This window comes from Tropicibacter naphthalenivorans, from assembly GCF_900176475.1.
Classification (GTDB): domain Bacteria; phylum Pseudomonadota; class Alphaproteobacteria; order Rhodobacterales; family Rhodobacteraceae; genus Tropicibacter; species Tropicibacter naphthalenivorans.
Genome location: NZ_FWXX01000013.1, coordinates 1 through 21,022 on the forward strand (window position 1 = coordinate 1; position 21,022 = coordinate 21,022).

General features: G+C 61.0%; 8 protein-coding genes. 6 read left to right on the forward strand and 2 right to left on the reverse strand.

What is annotated here, in order from left to right; genetic code table 11:
• Window positions 1-80 precede the first annotated feature (80 nt).
• The 3 genes from B9A11_RS18715 to B9A11_RS18725 are packed head-to-tail and all read left to right on the forward strand — an operon-like array spanning window position 81 to window position 8,193.
• Window positions 81-1,934, forward strand: a complete 1,854-nt coding sequence (locus B9A11_RS18715; RefSeq protein ID WP_084662831.1) for a hypothetical protein — start codon at window positions 81-83, stop codon at window positions 1,932-1,934.
• An 8-nt stretch (window positions 1,935-1,942) separates the two neighbouring features.
• Entirely contained in the window at window positions 1,943-4,705 is a 2,763-nt protein-coding gene (locus B9A11_RS18720) for a penicillin-binding transpeptidase domain-containing protein (protein WP_058249286.1), read from the forward strand.
• Entirely contained in the window at window positions 4,702-8,193 is a 3,492-nt protein-coding gene (locus B9A11_RS18725; protein ID WP_143595935.1) for a hypothetical protein, read from the forward strand. Before B9A11_RS18720 ends, B9A11_RS18725 begins: the two co-directional genes overlap by 4 nt.
• Before the next feature lie 7 nt (window positions 8,194-8,200).
• Here B9A11_RS18725 and B9A11_RS18730 read toward each other — a convergent pair whose 3' ends face one another.
• Window positions 8,201-10,573 carry a hypothetical protein gene (locus B9A11_RS18730; protein WP_143595936.1) on the reverse strand — a complete coding sequence of 791 codons (2,373 nt, stop codon included), beginning with the start codon at window positions 10,571-10,573 and terminating at the stop codon, window positions 8,201-8,203.
• Between the two features lie 356 nt (window positions 10,574-10,929).
• Between B9A11_RS18730 and B9A11_RS18735 the strand changes: the two genes are divergently transcribed.
• Both B9A11_RS18735 and B9A11_RS18740 read left to right on the forward strand, forming a co-directional pair.
• The gene (locus B9A11_RS18735; RefSeq protein ID WP_058249289.1) at window positions 10,930-13,656 is read left to right on the forward strand and encodes a coiled-coil domain-containing protein; all 2,727 of its coding nucleotides are present in this window, start codon (window positions 10,930-10,932) and stop codon (window positions 13,654-13,656) included.
• Window positions 13,657-13,790: 134 nt separating this feature from the next.
• Window positions 13,791-16,715 (forward strand): hypothetical protein, encoded by a 2,925-nt coding sequence (locus B9A11_RS18740; RefSeq protein ID WP_058249290.1) that lies wholly within the window; start codon window positions 13,791-13,793, stop codon window positions 16,713-16,715.
• Window positions 16,716-16,732: 17 nt separating this feature from the next.
• Here B9A11_RS18740 and B9A11_RS18745 read toward each other — a convergent pair whose 3' ends face one another.
• Window positions 16,733-18,214 carry a hypothetical protein gene (locus B9A11_RS18745; protein ID WP_058249291.1) on the reverse strand — a complete coding sequence of 494 codons (1,482 nt, stop codon included), beginning with the start codon at window positions 18,212-18,214 and terminating at the stop codon, window positions 16,733-16,735.
• 679 nt (window positions 18,215-18,893) lie between these two features.
• On the opposite strand from B9A11_RS18745, the gene B9A11_RS18750 reads away from it, so the two are divergent.
• The gene (locus B9A11_RS18750) at window positions 18,894-21,014 is read left to right on the forward strand and encodes a GumC family protein (protein ID WP_058249292.1); all 2,121 of its coding nucleotides are present in this window, start codon (window positions 18,894-18,896) and stop codon (window positions 21,012-21,014) included.
• The last annotated feature ends 8 nt before the right edge of the window (window positions 21,015-21,022 follow it).

Here is a 21,022-nt window from a genome sequence, read left to right on the forward strand (position 1 = left end):
GTAAATTCTGGGCCGGCCCCTCGCCACAGAAAGAAACCGCATAGCCGCCAAAGGGAGAAGACATGCCGAAGATAACGGATATGAGCAAGCTGCTTGGCTATCGCGACAACTACAGCGAACGATCCCCCATGTGGTATCGCCAGCGGCTGGCCGTCTTTGTGCCGCACCCGGAAAAAGAGTCCCAAGACGCCAACCGCGCGCTGAGCCTTGAGGATGCGTTCAAGGCCCTTGTCCAGGTGATCGAAGCCCCCTTTGACGATCGGGACAGCCGCCTTTATGCGCCCATGACGCATTTCATCCTGCGCACGCAGGTGGGGGCGCAAAATCACGAACCGAGCTACATCCGGAACAACATCGACCGGACGTCCCGCGAGCTGGGCATCACCTTTGAAGGGCGCATTCTGGAGACCCAGACACTGGATGCCCGCACCAGCGGTTTTTTCACCGGCAACAGCCTGTTCATCCCCGAAACTGTGGATGAAACGCCGCGCGGGCGCATTTCCCTGTATCTTTACGCCCCGCCGGAAGAGAACGGCAAACAGGAGGTCACGGAATGGGAGGTGGTGTTTGCCAACACCAGCGGATCGTTCCCCGCCGGTTTATACCTTGGGCAGGATCGGATATGCTTTGGCACGTCTCCCGCGATGCCTGCACATCTGCGCTGGCGGCACGTGCATTTGATCGACCAGAACGGCGCCCCTTGGATCGAAGATGACAATGGGGCTCCTGAAACGGTGAATGCGCAGGACCTGAGCACGCTGCTTGCGCCAAACAGGATCTGCTGCGTCTTGCCGCCCACCGCCAGCGGGGCCAGTGACGACAGCACCAATATCTTTTTCACCACCCTGTGCCCAGAGGCCCGAAGGATCATATCGGGCGAAGAGAAAGCCACGCAAAATACCCCGGTCTCGCTGATCTGGGAGCCCGAACCCGATGACAAGTCTTCTCAGTGGATCACACCGCCCCCCAGCAGGCCGGACCCGGCGACGGGCGCGATCGAGGTCGACGTGACCACCAGCCTTCTTCAAACCTCGGCCCAGACACAGCAGTATGAGGCGATCCTGCGGATTGCGCCCAACACCGCCTATTCGCGCTTGCGGCGCAGCCCCGATGCTTTGACCCAAGGGCGTTTCGAGGTGCTGGGCATCGTCTTGCCCAGCCCTTCGGGGATGCCCCAACTGCGCGAGACCGTCTTGAACTTTCAATCCGCAGAGCATTTGCTGGCCGACGATCTGCAAGCGCACAAACAGTCGGTGCTGTTGCGGCCAAAGCCCTACCCGCTGTCGACCCCGCGCGATCACGTGGCAACCGCCGATAGCATGGGCGAGCTGTGGGAAGATCCGTTCTTTGTCGATGATGCAACGGCCAGCAAGATCGGCACCCGCCACCGCGTCCAGATGATCTCGACCCATTCGGTTTTCAACCTGGGCACGCACCCGGAAAAAGTCCTGCATGTGGTGGACAAGATGCAGGGCGAATTCCCGGGCGGAAGCTTTGCCTATCTGTGGTGCCAGGCGGCGCATCACAACTTTGGCTGGTTCGGGGTGCCCCTTCCCCACAGCTGTTTGCGACACGACGACCCCGAAGATGTCCCGGTGACCTTTCGGCGCAGCGGACAGGGCGACCCCAGCCAGGAGGTGTGTCTCGACTGGCTTGATATTGCGGCCAAGGTCGTCCTCGAAGAGCGCGCCAACAAGCTGGAACTGGCAGGCTATGCGCAATTCTGGGAAGACGTCGTGCGCAACGAGTATGAAAACGTTGCGGACCACCAGTATTTCAGTATGCGCGGCGTCGGCGAGGGCCGCAAAGCCTTGCATTATGTCGAACGCATCCGCGGCGAAGAGCTGCCGGTGCGTCTGAAAGCAGGCAGCTGCATTCGCATCGGTCCGTTGATTGCGCGCTACAGCCATATCGAAAAGGGGGACACGCCGTGATTCCGCGGATGCTTTTCGTAACGGGGCTGTTGTCTGCTGCGATGCTTGCAGCGGTCGGGGTGTTGATTGCCCCGCTGTTCTTTAATCTCGAGGACATCACCCAGCGCAACAAGGCGTGGATCGACACGGCCAGTGTGCGTGCCAGCAACAGTGTGTCGACCCAGCTTTTCCTGAGCGGCGCGCGTCATGGATATATCTACTACGATCCGGCAGAGGATCAGGTCAAATTGCGGACCCCTCGGGAAATCACATTTGGGCTGGCACGCGAAGTCCCCGGCGTGACCGAGCCCGAGGATGGCTTTTTGCCACCCGACATCACCCAAAAGCTGCTGTGGCGAAACACGGGCGCGGGGGTCGAAATCCGCAAAGAACTGGCTCGTCACCAGGTGCGCCGCAGCATCATCGGTGTGCGCGATGCCAGGATCAGTCGCCGATGCCAAAGCGCCGATCGGACGGCGGGAATTTGTTCAGGCACGCCATGGCTGATCACGCCGCGTGATCTGGCCCCCTCTTCGGGGGCGGCTTCGCAGGCGGCGGGGGCGGATGATATCGACCCGACGATCTTTTCCGGCTTTGCTCGCAGGACCGGGCCTTTTCCCGGCGACTGGAGCGCGATTTCCGGCGCGGATGTGCGCAACAGTAGCTTTGAGATGCGCCCGCTGCGTTTGCAGCTGGGGCGCTCGGGGACAGCTGTGGTGGATATCATCGGAAGTGCACCCGCGCTTGAACCCGCAGGCGCCCACCCCAATGCCCGATTCCAGCCGCTGTGCCTGAGCGATAGCGAAGCGTTGGTGCGTCTGCGGGTTACCCCTTGTGCCGATCTGGGCAAGGACGCGGACCAAGCCATCGCGTATCGGCTGCAAATGCCTGCCGGTGAGTGGACCGCCGACAGTCGTCTGATCGCGCAGTCGGTGCAGGTGCCGTCCCTGCCCGGCGAGCTGCGCGACCGGCTGAGCAAGGGCCAGGCTCCCAGCCGCGCCGGGACCACCGCGCCGTTTCGGCGGCGGATTGACGACCGTTTCAATCTTGCCTGCATGGGCCGCGCCTGCTGGCCCGAGTTGGTGCTCAATCGGCAGGTCCGGCGCGTGGCCATTGATCTGGTCGAGGCCGAGCAGCTGCGCAATGCCCCTGCGGCGGGTCAGTCTCCTGCGCCGGACCCGGCAGACCCCGATACGCCCGCGCCCGCAGTGCGTCTTGGAGTCAACGATCCCTTTCTGGCCAACACCGACACCGGCGGCGTGGCCCTGTCCGAGGCGGCGCATCAGCTGAACCTCGAACCGATGATCGGCATTCCGGGGCTGTCCAACGGCAGCTACATGAACTTCCTCGAAAACCTGCCCGCCGGGGTGACACGTGACCAGCTGCGGCTGACCTTTGACCCGGCGCTGCAAGAAGTGGCCCTGCGCCAGACGCGCAGCCTGCTGGAGACCCGCGATTTCCCGGTCCAGACCAACGTCGTGCGCGCCACCTTTGACGAGGACCGCAAGGCCGGTTTCGTGATGATCGACCTACAGGACAATCCCGGCGCGGTGCGCGCGGCGGTCAGCTATCCGTTCTTTAACCCCGACATGCCGATCTGGGACCTGCAAGCGCTGGCCACCGGGGCCGAGGGCAACAGCCCCGCCTCGCCCAGCGTCTGGCGCGGGCTGGACGCGCGCCTGCAACCGGGCTCTTCGATGAAGATCGTCTCGTCCCTGTCGCTGATCCGCTCGGCCATCGGCCTGAACGAAGCCATCCCCGAAGAGCATCAACCGCTGATCGCCCAGGCGGTCTTTGGCGCGAAACCCGCCACCTATCGCAACCAGATCGGCTTTTCCATCGAGCGGGCGGACACCACCGTGAGCGCCAGCCGCACCAACGTTGCGCCGCCCTTTACCTTTGCCGACCGCGGCGAGGTGCCGTTCACCACCGCCGCGCGCACCGCCTGTCAGTCGCAGGGGCTGGCGGCGGAAAAGGCCGCCTCGGGGCGCAACTACGGCATCTGCGAAGCGCTGGCGCGCTCGTCCAACATCTTTTTCGGGCAGATGGCGGTGTACGAAAGCGAAAACGCCATCGAAGCGCTCTATGACGCCGATGTTCAGCCGCGCGTGTTCACCGGCCTTGGCCAGACGCTGCGCGATATGGGTCTGAACGGGGCGCTGCCGCTTGTGGCGCTGCCGCCCGAGGTGGCCGCCGAGGCCAGTTTCGTTCCCCGGATGGAGCCGCCGACGCTGGCCAGCACGCCGGGGCTGCGCGGCTCTGGCGGGCCGATTGCCGGGTTCGATTTCCACGAGCGCAACGTGGCGATCAACGCCTATGGGCAAAACGCCTTTGCCTCGCCGTTGACCATGGCGACGGCGGCGGGGGATATCGCGCTGAACACCCGTCTGGTGCCGCATATCGCCCATCCGGTCGGCTTTGCCCCCGCCCCCCAAGGCCCGCTGCTGCCTGACACCCCCGTGGCCCAGGCCATGATGAGCGAGCTGCATCTGGGCATGAAGGCGGTGATGCAAAGCGGCGGCACCGGGGCGCGGTCCTTTGGCTCGTCCTCGGGGGCGGCCAAGGCGATCCAGCCGCGGGTGCATGGCAAGACCGGCACCGCGACCATGGGCATCGCCGACGGCAACGGGCGCAACCTGAACACCCATTGGTTTGTCGGCTGGGTTGATGATGTGGCTGGCAAGCCGCGCTATGCCTTTGCCTGCGCCATCAGCCACACCAGCGGCGGCTCGCCCTGCCCCGCCCTGACCGGCGGCATTCTGGGCGCACTCGCCGAGGCGGGTCAGCTATGAGGTCCAAGACTCACCCTGATCGCGCCCCGTTTGCGGTGCGCTTTGCTATGGCCATCGCGTCCACGCTGTTTCTGGCACTGCCATACTTTTGGTATGCGCTCTATGTTGACCGCATGTCGGCGTTTGAGCCCGTGCGCGAGTTGACCGAACTGGCCGTGACCATTCCCGCGACGGCAAACCCCGAAGACGCGCATATCATTGGCTTGGTCGAATTGGGGCAAAGCCCGGGAAGCGACAGCGCCGACGGACGACACGCGGCGATTTCCGGCCCGCCAGCGGCGGCAAGCATCGCCAACATCTCTTCACGCCGCCTGATGGCGCTGCGCTATGAGAATGAAAGCTTTAACAACCTCGAATTCCCGCTGAGCGCGGGCGACCAGTTTACGCTGTCCGGGGTCACCTATCAGGTCGACATTCCCCCCGATGGCCGGTCCCTGCGCCTGATGCACGCGGGCGCTTCGGTTGTGACGCTCCCACAGGTTTACGGGTTGCACCAGCTTGGCCTGTCCGCGTGGGAAAGCAACTCTTTGTCGATCGGGGGGCGGGTGCCCCATGCCCCTGATCAGCTGGATCAGGCGGGCTCTCTGGAAACGCTCAAGCGGTTGGGCCTGCTTTGGCTCAAGCGCGCCCCCGCACCCGACATTACCGTGCCCCAGGACAATGTCGCCGAAGGCAGCCTGCGCATTTTCAAATCCGATCGCAGCACGGGCTACAAGCTTCGTACCCAGCGCGGACGGCTGGTGTCGGTCTGCCCGGCCAGCGGCCCCGATTGCTTTCAACTGGGCGCGCAACCTTGGCCAATCGATGATCCCGCCCGACTGGGCAAGCTCAACTCTGTGATCCTGGGGCGCACGGAATACAGCGTCACGCAGGTGGCGGGGCAACTGTTTTTCAACCCGGTCAATCGCGGACACTGGCTGACCCAAGAAGATTTGAACCGCGACGGACTGGACCCGGCAGAAACCTATGCCAAACGGCAATTTTCGCCCACGTTCATGCGGGGGCTGCCTTCGGTGCAAGCGCCAAACCTCTTCGCGGCCATTGGATACTTGTTCGATGCGCTGTCCTACAAGGCAATCGGGCTTTTGCTTCTCTTGGGGGTCTATGCTTGGCTGCAAAACCCAAAGTTGCCGATCCCCACGGTGTTTGTGACGCTTGCTTTCACGTTGTGGTTTCTGGCGGTGTCCCCGGCCGTCACGCGGCGTCTTGGGGTAGAGAACGCCGACTACCTGCTGTTTGGGCTTGGGATCGGCTATATGCTGTTGCCCCTGCTCAAGTTTGTCTTCAGCCTCCGCACCTTGCGTCTGATCAAGCAGCCAAAATCCTGGCCCAGATTGATGTGGAACAGGGTCCGCAGCCAAGACAAGGTGCGCCTGCTGCTGTGGATGATCGTGGGGCTTCTGGTCCTGTGGCTGCTGCAAAACCCCGACCCAAACCCGGTGCCGCCCTCTTTGTTCGCAGCACATAGCGCGCTGATCGCCCTGTTTGCCGTCGCCTTTCTGGCCTTGGCCTATGCCTTGGTCATGAATGCTGCCGGGGGCGCGTTCCTGTTCTTGTTTTGGGTCAGTGTGACCGTGGTGGCGGGCCTGGGCGCGGTGGCGCTGGCACAGCAGACGCTGGGCAACCACTTTGCGCTGAATGTCAGACTGTATGAACGCCACCTGTCTGCCTTGGCGATGATCGCGTTTCTGGCGGTGATCATGGCCGTCATTCCCCCACGCCGCATCGTCGATGTCAGCAAGCGCACGCTGCGCATCGGTTTCATGGGCCACCGCATTCCCCGCTGGATCCTCGCCCTGGGGGCGGCGTTCCTCGCGGTCTGCGCGTTGTTGTTCATCGTGATACGAGCGGGCCTGACCACGATCAGCCTGCCACAATGGCTGACCACACTGCCCCAAGATTGGCGAGGGTGGCTCTTGCCGGCTGCAGGCATTCTGATCTTGCTGGTGCTGAGCCTTTTGATCGTCAAGCGCACCTCCAGGATCACAGAGTGGTTCAAAGCCGCGCAAAGACTGCCCTCGGTGATCTTGCTTGGCCCCTCGGTGATTTTGGCCGGCTTGGTCTTTGTCACGCCGGAAACCGGGATCGGCGGGGTACAGCCCAGCGAAGCGGCCAAAACATGGCTGGCGATCCTGCTTGGCCTGTTTTTGGCCATCTGGCTGGAACGGCGCGAATGGATGCTGTCCTTTGAAAGAGGCCGGTCCGTTGCGCTGTTGCTTTTGTACTTTGCGCTGGTGGCGGTTTTCTTTGCGGTGGGCAGCGCCATCAACTTTGACATGTCGCCGATCCTGATCATCCTGGCGATGTCCGTGCTGTCGGGCGGCTGCGTCACGATCTTCCTTGTGCTCAACGGCAAACCGCTGATCCTGCGCGGTCTCATCCTGTTGCTGCTGGCGCTTGGCCTGACCTATCTGGGGGTGCCGCTGTATGTGACGGCGGCCCTGTCCCTGGTGCTGTTGTGGTTCACCGGAATTCAGCAACAGCAGATGCGAAAACACCACCGGGTGCCCGCTTTGGCAACGGTCCGTGCGCCATGGTATCGCGGACAGGCAACGCAGGAAAGGACGGCGGTGTCTGACCTCTTCATCTGGGCCAACTCCAAAAGCCAAGCGTTCTACGTGATCGCGTTCCTGACCGTCTTTGGCATTTTCGCCGGCGGGTGGCAGCTTGGTCAGATCCTGCCCAGAGCCTTTGATACCAATACCTTGCGCACGCTTCAGGTTAACCCGCTGCCAGCGGTCCCCCAAGAGCGTATCTTGTCGTTCATGGATGCCTCGCTGTACCGCGCCCCGGACCCGGACACCGATCTGTTGATCATCGAGCACCCGGACCTGTCCTTGCAGGTGCGCCAGTCGCGGCAGGTCATCGCGGCGACCGATTGTGGCTTTTGGCAAGAGATCAAAAGCACGGCCCCCGAGACCCCGATCAGCCTGGACCCCTTGGTCACCCCACGCCTCCAAGAGGCCTTTACCGGGCTGTGCCCGAGCTATTCGACGCTGTTCCCGATCAAAGGCGACGTGCCAGAAAGCGTCCTGAGAGTGCCCGCCATTCAGGATGACTTTGCCATCACCTTCTTGCTGGCCAGCTTTGGACTGGATGTGGTGCCGGTGATGATCGCGGCGCAAGCGCTGATGCTGACCTCGATGCTGGCGCTGGCGATGAATGCCGGGCTGCGTATGTCGGTGTATCCCTCGTTCCGGGGGGTCGGGTTGTTTTGCACCGTGGCGGTCGGCAACCTCGCGGTGATCCTGTGGTGCCAGTTCGCCATGTCGTGGCTGAACATGCTTGGACTGTCGGCGGTGGTCGGACAGCCCATGACCTTTGTGTCGCTGGGCGCTTCGCACCATCTGGCCTTTGCCCTGCCAGCGGTATCGCTGACAGTGATGGCGGGATTGATGTCCAACCCCGATGCCTTGCAGCCGCGCGAAGAACGCCAACTGCACAGCCTGTCCCTGCGGCGCCACTGGGGACCGATCCAGGGCCGCTGATCGCGGCCTAGAACGGTCTGCGCCGCGGGTCCGACAGACCGGTGACCGCACCGGCAAGGATCAGAGCAATCAGCCAGCCTACCAGAATAAAGAGGGATTCGAGCGCGATGAAAACGATGCCCAAAAGGCTTGGGCCCAGATCCTCCATCCTGGTGGCGCGGATCGACCATTCGCGTTCCTGCCGCAGGTCCAGCAGCGGGATGACCACATCCGCCGCATAGAGCCACGCGTTAAAGGTCGAATACTCGGGCGGCAAAAAGCGCGCACAGGTTTGCGTGACCAGATTGGCGTCAAAGGCGTCCGTCAGCCGCGTGCGCCACGGGCTTTGCTTGGCCCCCGTGTCCGCATCTTTCGTGATGATGCACAGGCCGTCATCGTCATGACCCGTCCCGCAATGCTTTTTCTCGAGCCCGCCGACCAGCGTCTCGACCCAGACCTCGGGGGCGATATTGCCCGGATTGGTCCAATTCCTGCGGCACACTTCCAAAATATCGGTGGCGTGTATCCAGCTGAACATGCGCTTGACCGCCTTCTTCTCTTTCTTCGAAAGCGAGGCATGTTTCGTCAAGTCAAACGGACCGCCATGGGCGGTTGCCATGCGCGCAAAAGAGTGCGTGGGCCACTCGCTGCCTTGGATCACCGTCTTGGCGGACCCATCGACATCTGTTGGCGCCAGTTGGCGATAGGCCATGTCGACCTGGTTCCAGCGCGGGGTGCTGGCGGTCACTTCGAGCCGGTCAGGCACCATCATCCCCTTTGACGCCAAAACATCGTAAGCAAGCGCGCTCACCAGCCAGATGAACACCAGGATGCTGAGCGGGCGCAACGGGCGGATGCCGCTTTTCATCACGGCGAAGACCACGGTATTGAACAGAAATTCCGGCAGGGTCTGGCTGCTGTCCTTGGCCTTGCGCTTGCGGTACAACCACAAGCCCCCCATCCAAACGAAGGCGAGTGCAACGGTCGCATGCGTTCGGTTAAAAGGCCAGTCCGCGGGCCAAAACGCCCAATGCAGACCCCAAACAGCGATAAAACTTACAACCACCACACAAGTTGCGACGAACGCAACGCGCTTGCCCGAGACGGCCTTCCCCTTGGTCAGCGGATTGAGCCACTTGGGCAGTGGCTTGAGCCATGCCGTCAGTTCCAGCTCGAGCAGGGCTTCTTTTTCGCGGGCCAGGACCACATCGGCCACGCTGCGCTCTCCTGATCGGTCCAGGGCTTCGGCCAAAACGTACAGCGGCTTTTGCGCATCCTTCGCCGTCAGCTCTGCAAGGTCGATCCAGAATTGCGCGCGCTCTTGCCCGGAAAGCGGCTCTGCGGAAAGCGGTTCTGGCGGTGCCTCACCTTCCGCTTTCGGCGGCGGCTGGTCGTCCAACTCATCGGTCACAAGGTCGATCCGGCACAGGGCAATGCCGTTGCGCGTTTCCCGGGCCGCAAATGCCTTCGCCTGAAAGGCCCGCTGCGGAACGCTCTTGAACACCAGATGGTTGATCTTGCCGCGTCTGAGGTCGAACTTGGGCCGGCCCGACCCGTCCGAGGGCTGGAATTGCACGCCGCGAAGGGTCAACTGCCCGCCGATGATGACTTCTGGCGCCTCGATGGCAACTACGGGCAGACCTGCATGGTCCACGGCTTTGGCATTCGTGCCGATCTCGACCCGGTCACTAAAGGTGCCCCCCTCGCAGGACAGTACAAAATCGTAAAATCGGTTCTCCGCACCCAGCCCCAAACCACCTGCGGCCAAGCGATACCCGTCGTCCCGCTTTGCCAGCCCCGCCAGATCGATATCGCAGCGTCCTTTGAAGCTGCCGTTCTTGGCGCGGATCCAGACCGGACCATGGTCTGCATCCTTTTTCGAATTTGGCGTCCCTGGCCCTGTATCGCTCCATGCTTTTCGATCTATCTTGATCTCCAGCCGATCGCTGATGACACATGCGCTTAGGTCAATTGCCAGACGTGCAGGTCTGTAGAGATCATGTGTTTTGGTTTGTGCTGTTTTGGTTTGTGTGGTCGCGCCCTCATTTGTGCTCTGTATGATATAATAAGAGCCGCAGGACGACATCGAAAAATGATCGGCGCGCAGGCCGTTGAAGTCCAGCGTATTTCCAGCCGTGCCTATTTCTCCTTCACCTTTGGGATTACCGGCAACCTTACAGGCAAAAACGCAGTCTTTGAACTCGACACGAGAGGCCACAAGATTTCGGCCCACCACAGGAATCTCGAATGTACATCCGTCAAAGACATAGATTGCATCGGGGGGCATGTTGTACTTCGAAAGATTAAAGGTCTTCATCGAGTCGTGATATTTCACATGACCTGTGAAGGTAATCTTCTTGCCTTCTGTTTTGCTGGAAACTGTTGGCTTTGGTTCCGTCACGTTCTTACCCTACCCTTGTCTTGACCCGCTGACAGGCTGCCCAAGACAGACCCGTCAGCCACTAGATCCTTGATTTCAAACGGCTTACCCCCCATTTTATCTAGGGGGCACCTGTTTAGTTTTAGGCTTTGATCAAAGCCCTGTGCTATGGTCCCAACCGAGGGTGGGAATCAACGATGCTGAAAACTTTAGGTCTCAAGAAATATTCACGGATAATTCTAGGGGTTATTGCCGTCGTATTTCTAGGGTCTATCTTTCTTTTCCCGGATCGTTTTGGCGCGGACCCCATTGAGTTCATCGCTAAAGTCGGTGGCCTTGGGACGATATGTGTCGGCGCATTCTTTCTGGGCCGCAGGATGCTTGCCGATCAGGAAATGAAAACCGGCACCGGCGGCGAAGGCACGATGGGCTGGATTCTGGTGGGGGCCGTCACGCTTTCGGCGGTTTCCTTTTCGACCACCATGTTCGGCATGGCCGATTTCGCCTCTCAACAACAGGGCTCGGGGGCGGATGCCCTTGTCAGCTGGTTCATCAGCCTTGGAAGCACCTTCGGCGTCCAGATCATCATGCTGTATATCTCCCTGAAACTGGGCGAACAGCTGGTCCGGATGCGCCCCACCTTTGACGAACGCATTCAGGGCGATGACCCGTTCGACGCCTCGGACCGACCGGCCCGAAAGACCCAAGGCAAATGGGGCACCGTACAGAGACTGTTCCTGCTGATCGTGGTCACCGGGCTGATTGCCGTCTCTCTCATGGTCTTTTTGCAGATCTCGCTGCGCGACCTGATGGACTTTTTCACTGCGCTGCAAGACGGCTCTCAGGAAGTGTCGCGCTGGATCGGGCTCTTGCCGCTGGGGCTGGCCTTTATGCTGCTGGTGGCGGTCGGCGTCATCAAGAACGTCTGGGATATGAGCACCTCGGCGCTTTTGCTGGGGGTTTATTTCGTCACGCTGTCCATCTCGTCGCTGTTTTCCTTCGACAGCTATTACAAGCTGTTTCAGGACGAAGAGGACATCATTCAGCGGCGGGCGTCGATCATCCAGGAAGTCACGAGCAAGATGCTGATCGATGCCAATATCTCTTTGAATGCGGCGGCGGTCGGTCTGCTCGAGGATCCGCAAAACGCCGCCGCCCTGCGCGAGGTCGAAACCGCTCTGGACGGGTTGCAGGCGGATCGGGATGAAGTCGTGCAAACCCTGCTTGACCGTCAGGCCGCCGGAGCCGAGGCGGCGCGGGACCAGCGCGCCACGCTGACCGCAGAACTCAAGCGACTGAACGACGAAGAAGCCGAGGAAATCGCTCTGGTCACGCAAAACAGCACCGCCGGTGTGGGCCTGAGCCAGCAAATCCGCACGCTCGAGCCGCAGATCGCCGCGCTTGAGGCGCAGCGCGATCAGATCACCGCCAGCATTCAGGCCAAGCGCGAAGAAGTCACCGTGCTCGACGCCCGGCTGGAATGCGAGCGCACCGGCTTTAAGGGGCCACCGCATTGCGAAAACGCCTCTGGCATTGCCAACCCGCCAGATTTCGACCCGGCCACCCGGCCCGGCACCTTTTCGGGGCGGCTGTTCATCGCCAAGAACAAGGCCGAGGGCGAGCTGCAACAGCTCGAGGCGCAGCTGACCAGCACCACGGATGAACTCACCACCCTGGCCGAAGAAAAACAGGCGCTGGAGCTGCAACTGCAGCTGGCCAACGCCGCCGTAGCGCAGGATGCCGACGGCAACTCGGAGGCGCTGAATGAGATCGCCAAGATCCGCGAGCGTTTCAACACGGCACGCCAAACCCTGCGGGACAGCTTTGCACAAGGCAGCCCCGTGACAGAGACCACAGCGCCGGTGTCTTTGGATCAGCTGACCACGCTGCTGGGCAGCTTTAGGAACAATCCCACAAACGCAACCTTTGACGCCTGGAGCACCGAATGCACCGCCGTGCGCCAATCTTTGGTGCAGGCCGGGTCTAATCTGGCCTCTTCGCTGAACTGCCAGCCTGCGCGGCTGGACAACCTTGCGCAGCGCGGAACGGACATTGAGGCGGCCCAGCAGACCTTTGTGGACCGCGCCTGCGCCACCGCCGCCGATCCGGCCGAAACCCCCAGTGTTGCGCCGCCCGACCTCACCGATCTGCGTGCCCTGACCGCGCAGACCCGCGGCTGTCTGAACCTTGCGAACCGCGGACAGGAAGACGTGCGCGAGATGATCGCCGAGCTGACCGAACTGGAAAGCGTCTATCTTAGCGACGAAAGCGATATTCGCCGCTCGGTCGATGACTTCTTCCGCGGAGCCGGCAGCGCCCAAGCCGCGATGCTTGGCGCCGTGACCGTTGACATGCTGATCCTCGTGGTGGGTTTTTTGGCCGCACTCAGCGCCCATTCCTCGCTGTATGGCAACCCGCTCAAACCGATGCCCGACGAGGTCAAAGCCTCGATCTGCGCCTTGGCGCGCAACTTTTCGGGAGATGGCACGGTGGAAACCGGGTTGCGACGCTTCTTGCGGTATATCGAAGTCCGCCGCCCTCAGCCTGGTGTCCGCGACTGGGCCCGCCGCGAAGCGTGGTTCCGCAACACCCTGAACCGGCGGGCCGTCACCGAAGAAGACCGCGAACTGGTCAGCGCAATCATGACCGCGATCCCTTTGGGGAACATCCGGGAAGTGCCCTATTACCCGCCCCTTGGCGAGGAGCAGCCCAATGAGATGGAAATGCGCGAAGGCATCAGCCAGTCGGTGATCCGCATCATGACAGAGCTGGCCTTTCAGAATGGGCAGCCCGCACCCACCAATCCAGAGGCCACCTCAGAGGAGTCTTTCGCCAAGCAAGACGCCCGCGCCCGTGCCGAAGAGCAAAAGAAGATCGCCGCACTGCGCCAGCGTATGCAGGCGCGGGCGCAGAAAAATGCGTCGGGCAACACCGACGCGCCGCCTCGGCAAGCTCCGGCACAGCCACAAGCCCCGACGCAGACCGATCCCCCCCCGCCCCCCCGGCCACAACCACAACCACAGCCTCAGCAAACGCCCAAACGGTACACGATGAACTATGCTGATCCGCTGGATGGGCCGCCACGACCAAAGTCCAAATCCTAACCCCGGATTGTTGCAAAAATGTGCATACATCCGGGTTTCCCGCCGCGCAGCCCTGTGGATTGTTCCAATACGGACTTGCGATGCACATATAAGTTTCAACGAAAATATTTGCGGGCGAGAAGACTTTTATTGGAATGGCGGATGGTGGAGCTGCAAACAACAATACAGACTTCCGCACATTCGTAGAGCGGCTCATCATCTTTTGGGAGCCGAATGCGTTTCAATCGATCCTGCCGAGCACAAGCGATACGCCCCCCATTCAGCAGGTCAGCTTTCTGACGCCGCAGGCCTTGCCGGAAACCGACCCGCAAGATCCCAAGCCCGCATTCGAAATCCGCAGCGAGTCCGGCGAATTTCTGGGGCGGGCGCTTGCTTTTGCAAATGGCGCGCTCTGCGAGGTTCTCTTTACATTCGGCAGCACGGCACATCCCATTCCCCTGACACTGGTTCCTCTGGGGACGTACAAGGATCAAGACCCGGTTCAGGTCGTCCTCGACGCCAGTCTCAGCGCGCCAGAAGGGCGGCTTCACCTGATCCAAGGCGATCCGCGGAACCTGCCCTCCTCGGCGTTGACGATCACCGACACTCCTCCGCCGCCGCAGGATCCCCAGCCGCAGTTCCAGTATCTGCGCGGCACGCGAAACGGTGCGATCGTCGCCGGGCCGATCACCGACTGGATGGCCAAGCCCGGCGCGGTGGCAGCCCGACCCGCAAGGAACAGGCCTGCCGCGATCACCACGCACTCCAGCGGGTTGTCCTTTGAAATCAAGCCGGTCCTGCGCAGCCCGCAAAAGCAGGAACAACACACCGATACGGGCGACAACCCCCGGGATGCCGGGTCAGAACAGGCGTGGATGATCACCCTGTTGTTCAGGGGTGAGCCGATCGAAGCCAGCAATACGCCCCATGACATGACAGAGGCCGCGCGCCTTATCGCGCGTGCGATGCTTGATATCAGCCTTACGCATTTTCACCTGCGGCGTTGGCTGGCCAAACAAGAATCCCTGCGCGGAGTGAGCCGCTATAGCCCCTACAGCCAGGGCACGCTGGACCACGCCACCATCCACAGCCTGTTCCAGCTGATGGAACGCGTGGACACGATGATGCTTGAGTGGGTCCAAGGCATCGACGATCCCGAAAACCATCCGGAACAAGCCCCCGAGTTTTTGCCCGATATTGCTTTCGACGAGCTCAGCGAGCGCGTCGCCGATTATGCCGAAATGTATAACGGGCTAACAACACCGATGCGCAAGAAGCTTCAGGACGCTGGGATCACGTTGCACAAGTTTGTCGCCAGCAAGATCCTAGATACCTTCACCTCGCTGAACGTGCACACAGACGCGCAAAAGCAGCGCTTTGACGCCTTTCAACTGGTCATCGCAACACATATGATCCGGCAGCTTTTGGAGCGCATGCTGCATATCAAGCAGGTTGGCCTGGCCACCGACCCCATGACCCCGGACATGTATGATGTCTACCAGCTGTTCCGTGCCGATACAGATGGGCTTCCCGTAAGTCTGGTGGGCGCCAAGGTGGGCGCCAACCAAAGACAGAAACACCCCGTCAGCAACGATCCCGGCGCCTGGAACAAGAGCGCCTTTGTCAATCTTGGCAGCCACTACCACTTTATCGAGGAAAACCTTTCGGCCAAGCAAACGCTGGCCCCCCTGTTCGATCTGGCGACCGCCCGGGTTCAGATGGCGCTGCAAACCCTCGAAATGCACCGTGCGCATCATGGGCATATGGCTGCGGCGCCGGCCGCAGCTGTTGCGCCCCCTCCAGAGCCCCAAGACCTGTTCGTCTATCGCCGCCGCGCACAGGCTCTGGCAAGGCTAAGAGGGTCCGGAGTGGACGCGTTGCGCCACCAACCCGGGCAGGCGCTGCGCATGGTGACGGATGCAAAACTCCCCTCCTCAGCGGGAATTGACCCCTCGACGCCCGACTTTACATTTAAGGACAGGGTGATGCTGGATCCCACGCATTGGCGGTCTTCGCGACTGTTGAAAGCCTCGGACAAGGCCCGGAGGCCCGGCCCGTTCAGCAATGCTGAGAAACTGGATCACATACTGCCCCGAACCGAAAACGAGCTTGGCAACAAGGGCGGACGCCTGTGGGCAGAGCCGGACAGCACAGGCGATGGGTACCCCTTTGCGATCCTCGGTGTGGAGGAAAGCACTGCGCAAAAGATCCGCACGCACAAAAGCTACCAATCAGGGGACGCCGACAACGAAAGCAACACCAGAATTCTCAATGCGATTTGGCGCCAACCGATCCCAGATGCGGATCGGGACGCATATTTCGACGCATTCACCGCGCAGTGGGAGCCGATCAAAAAGTATCTCAAGAAGTCGACCGGTCAGCACTATCAGGACATTCTGGAGTCTCTGCCCCGCGCGGAGCAAACTGTGGAAAAGGCCGATACGTTTGCCAGCAGGCTGGAAACTTACCTCAGTGCTTTTCATGCCGATATCGACATGATCACCCAGACAACGACAGGGCTTATCCTGTCCGACTTGTTTCAGGACAAGATCGCCGACCCGATCCCCAAAGACCTCAACGCGCTCTGCGGCACAAACCCCGATTTGCAGACTGCCTGGCTGGCTAAGACCAATATCATCGCGGTGCAGTTGCTGGCTCTGGAGACACATATCGAAACTATCGCAGAGCGCGATAACATATCGGAAATTGCCATGGCCCCGCTGCGCGATGGCGCATTGGGAGAGGCAAAGATCGACCTTGCCTGCCTAAGCGCCATTTCTGCACGCCTGCAAAGCATCAAAGACCAACCGCCTTTCCAAGCCAAGCTGACAGCTGCAGGGCAGATGGATCGCAGCGCCGAGCCTGTCAAAACCTTGACCAAGGTCTGGAAGAACGCCCTGCCCGCGGACAATCCCACCCTTCGCAAAACCCTTTGGATGATTTTCAAAGATCGCCCTGATTTTGAAGCAAAATATGGTGCAGACATCACCCCCGAGGCGTTCTGGACCCAGTTCGGCGCGCTGTTCGCGCAAAGCGATGATGCGGCCTTCGCACGGGAACTCTGCAACTTCCTGCCATGATTTCGGGGCTTGGGGGCTTAGCCGTGCCCGGCGATGCGCAGCGATGACAGGTGGGATTTGCTTTCCCAACGCTCCAGGCTGCGTGTCCAGGCGTAACGGGCGTAGCTGGAGCTCATGGCGTGTGTCCAGTCGCGGTACAAACCGTCAGACGGTAAATCCATGCGCAGGCACATCCGGTCATAGGTGGCCTCATCCAACTCACGCGCAACGGTCATGTTGGCCCAGACCGCATCGCCGTCAGCCCCCTGTTCCTTTTGGGGAAAGCTGCCAAGCAAAATGGGCGCGAATTCCAGCCAGGATATGGCGCGCAGATCGGCCAGATCCAATAGAATGCTACGCCGGAGCAACGCCAAAAGCGCGCCGCTGTACAGCTTGAACACATCGCGCAACAGATCCCTGTTGCTGAAGGTCATCGCATAGGCGCAATCCAGCAGGATAATCGCAGATACCAGGCTTTTGCCTGAGAATTGCTCCAACGCGTCAGAGCCAAGGGTCGGCAGCAAAGACAGGCTGGTCAGCACCGGCTCGGCTTCGGCAGCAACCTGCGGCAGCTTAAGTCTCACACGGGCCATGAGCTGCTGAACGGACTGGTCAGGCTGATAGACCTGCGTTTCTGCCAACTTGGACCGCAGATCGTTGCAATTGGGATCGGTTTCGGACGGAAGGGAAAACCCGGCCGTTTCCAAGGCCCGCCCTAATGAGGTCATGCCCGCTTCGTAAAACTGCACGGTCATTCCGGGAATTCGGCGTGTAAAGCCAGACGCCAATCTGAAATGCGCCCGCTCGTCCGGAGAGTATCTTTCGAGTAGGGTCAAAATCGGCGAAATGGGCGCGTCCAATTCATCGTCGTCAAGCAAGCGGGACGGGATCTTTGAGGCCGGCATAAGCGGTTCTAGATCCTGCTCGACATCCTGTCCTTTTGGAATGCTGACGGTAAATTCAGGAACGACCGGTATGCCCATTCGGCAGTGCCATGCGGCTGATCCGGTGATCCACGTCCTGGCCTGCGCAAAAAGCTCTGGGGCGTGCAAAGCCCAGTCCTTGCGCGCAAAACGGACGGTGCACTGCTCTACGAAAATCGCGCGATCTTCGGCCCGTTTCGTCTGGGTGCCGCCTGCTTTCGTTGGGCTTTGGCCCGAGTTCATATTGGTCAGGAAGGTCCAGTCATCGCTGTGACGCACCATCCAGGCGCCTTGGGATCGGCGCGCCTTGGGGGCGATCAGGCCCGCCGCACCGGTGCGAATGGACATTTCGCTGGGACGCGCCATGCGGTCGAATAAATCGTCCCAAACATCTTCGGCGGGTTTGAGTATAAACTCAAAAGGGCTGCCTATTGCAGCCCCCACCCCATGCGCCGGTGCGCGTGTGTATAGTGCGATTTCAGCCGGGATCGTGATGTAATCCACCGACTGGGCAAAGGTGCTCTCGGGTTTCTGGAGATACTCCTGAAACGGGAAAGACGCCGCATCGGATGTAAATCCGGGCGCATACTGGTTCATGACGACTGCTCGACTGCCTGATTTTATTTGTTTTTCTAGGCCCAAGTTATTCACAGCCGCCTTCTGAAAGGAAGCCCCCGGTAGATAATCTCTTAAAAGAGTGCGACAAAAGTGCGGCAGCATCGGCACGATTACGTGGCCCCCATCAGTGGCAGCGAGGGGGGTTGAATAGACCGAGTCGCTTAATGGACCCTCAATAAAACGTCGAAAAAACGTCGAAAAAGTACAACATTAGCAATAACTTAACCAAGCCTACCGCTTTGGAAAGCTAGGTTAAGAACACGCCCGTTCACCACATACGCCATCAAACGGAAAAATGACGCCCCCCAGCGTCACATCGACCCTTGATAGCGTCGATGTAAGCAGCCGCTCCCGGCACGGCAAGCGGTCGAGCCTTCACCTCGATGTTACTACGTGCCGGGTACGCGTTTCCGCCGATCACACGACAAGATCCGGCAAAATACCGCCGAGCGCGCCGCGCAATCCAGCCCTGACGGCGCGGCAAGCCAGCAAAAGCTGTCAAAAATAACCTGCTCCCCCGGCAAGAGCGCGTGGTTAAAGCCCGATTTGGAATTTACTTTTTGCCGCCGTCAGGGGTACACAGCCGCCAAGTTAGCCGAGGCATTTTACATCCTGTCGGCTGTTTCGTGTGCCCGAACAGGATAAGAACGGTAAGCCAGTGAACACCCCAAATACTTCTCCGACATCAGGAAACGGCGCGCATCTGACCAACCGCCTGAGCTATGGCAAGGGCGAGCAGGACATCGACCTGATGGTGCTGCTGACCTTCTTGTGGGTGCGCAAGTGGATCTTGCTGCTGACCATGGGCGTCGGGCTGCTTTGCGGAGCCTATTACGCCCTGCGCGTGGCCGAGCCGCAGTTCCTGTCGACCACCCGCATCGCCTTTGAAGAGCGCACGCCGCAGCTGCTGAACCTTGACAGCATGTTGCCGGGCGCCTCGACCGAAAGCCAGGCGATCAACACCGAACTCGAAGTGGTCCGCTCGATCCCGCTGGTGACCAAGCTGGTGCTGCAAGAAGGCCTGCTGGACGATCCCGAGTTCAACCCGACCCTGACCAAATCCGGCCTGTCCAAGGTGATCGGCGGGGTCAAGGGGCTGTTCGGCATGAGCAACGACGAGCAATATACCGACCAGCAGATCCTGAACGCCACCGTGCGCCAGACCACCACCAAGATCCGCACCAGCGCGCAACGCGATACGTTTTTGTTCAACATCGGCGTGGTCACCACCTCGTCCGAGAAATCCATCCGGTTGGCCAACGCGCTGGCGCAGATCTATCTCGATAACCAGGTCACGGTGAAATTCGAGGCGACGGAATACGCCGTGAACTGGCTGTCCCAGCGGGTGGCCGAGCTGGAACAAGAGCTCAAGACCAGTGAAGAGACCGCCAAGAAGCTGCGCGAGAACTCGAACCTCGTCAGCCAGGAGGCGCTCGACCAGCTGAGCATCCGCGCCAGCGGCCTGCGCGACCGCGTCGAACAGACCACCCTCGAAATCGAGCGCGGCGAGACCAACCTGTCGGTGCTTCAGACGCTGTTGGACGCCGGGGATTTCGACGGCTTTGCCGAGATCGTTGAGAGCGCCGCCTTCAACCGGCTGTTGCAGGCGCAACCGCGCAACGAAAGCGCCCTGCGCGCCGAGGCCACCACCCAGATCGCGCAGTTGCGATCCTCTGTGCGTTCGGCGCAGGCGCGGCTGCTATCGCTGCAACCGGCGCTGGATGAGCTGCAAGCGCAGATCGACGAGCAGACCGCCGCGCTGATCCGGCTCAACACGCTGCTGCGCGACGTCGAGGCGAACCGCGCCCTCTACGAGACCTTCCTGACCCGTCTCAAGGAAATCTCGATCCAGCTGGGCCTGCAACGTCCCGACAGCCGCATCCTGTCCGAAGCCACCAGCGCGCCGATGATCGCGCCCCGCACCGTGATGGTCTCGGCCTTTGGGCTGGTCTTTGGCGCGGTGGTGGGTCTGGGCCTGCTGATGCTGCAGTTCCTGCGTCACAGCGGCCTGCAAAGCGTGACCGCCACAGAACGCGCCACCGGCCTGGCGGTGCTGGGCCAGCTGCCGCTGGTGCCGATCAAGCGGCGTCAGGACCTGCTGCCCTATCTGATCAAGAACCCCACCTCGGCCATGGCCGAAGCGGTGCGCAACCTGCGGACCTCGTTGCTGATGATGCAGCCGGGCAAGCCGCCGGCGGTGGTCTTGCTGTCCTCGACCGTTCCCGGTGAAAGCAAGACGACCACCGCCATCACGCTGGCCAAAAACGTGTCCGATCTTGGCCGCCGCGTGCTGCTGATGGAAGCCGACAACCGCCGCCTGACGCTGGCCGAGTATTTCGAGTCGGACGCCAGCTCGAACCTGCTCAACGCCATGCGCGATGGCGGCGCGCTAAGCGATGTGGTCACCCAGACCGAATACGGCTTTGACCTGCTGATGGGGGCGCAGTCCTCGGTCAACGCGGCGGATATCTTCAGCTCGTCGGCCTTCTCCGAGCTGATCGAGCGCGCGCGCGAGGAATACGACATGGTCATCATCGACGCGCCGCCCGTTCTGGCGGTGCCCGATGCCCGGATCATCGCCCCGCTGGCCGATGTCCTGCTGTACTGCATCGCGTGGAATGCGACGCCGGAAAACCAGATACAGGCCGGCCTGCGCGAGTTCGCCTTTACAGACAACACCGCCTTTGGCACCGTTTTGACCAAGGTCGATCGCAAGGCCGCGGCGCAATATGGCTATGGGGGCTACGGATATGGCGCGGGGGCTTACTACGACACGTAATTGTGTTA

Excerpts from the sequence above, each read along its gene's own strand:
- B9A11_RS18720 (WP_058249286.1), top strand. The coding sequence starts at position 1,943 with ATGCTTTTCGTAACGGGGCTGTTGTCTGCTGCGATGCTTGCAGCGGTC.
- B9A11_RS18725 (WP_143595935.1), top strand. The coding sequence starts at position 4,702 with ATGAGGTCCAAGACTCACCCTGATCGCGCCCCGTTTGCGGTGCGCTTT.
- B9A11_RS18715 (WP_084662831.1), top strand. The coding sequence starts at position 81 with ATGAGCAAGCTGCTTGGCTATCGCGACAACTACAGCGAACGATCCCCC.
- B9A11_RS18740 (WP_058249290.1), top strand. The coding sequence starts at position 13,791 with ATGGCGGATGGTGGAGCTGCAAACAACAATACAGACTTCCGCACATTC.
- B9A11_RS18735 (WP_058249289.1), top strand. The coding sequence starts at position 10,930 with ATGCTTGCCGATCAGGAAATGAAAACCGGCACCGGCGGCGAAGGCACG.
- B9A11_RS18745 (WP_058249291.1), bottom strand. The coding sequence starts at position 18,214 with ATGAACCAGTATGCGCCCGGATTTACATCCGATGCGGCGTCTTTCCCG.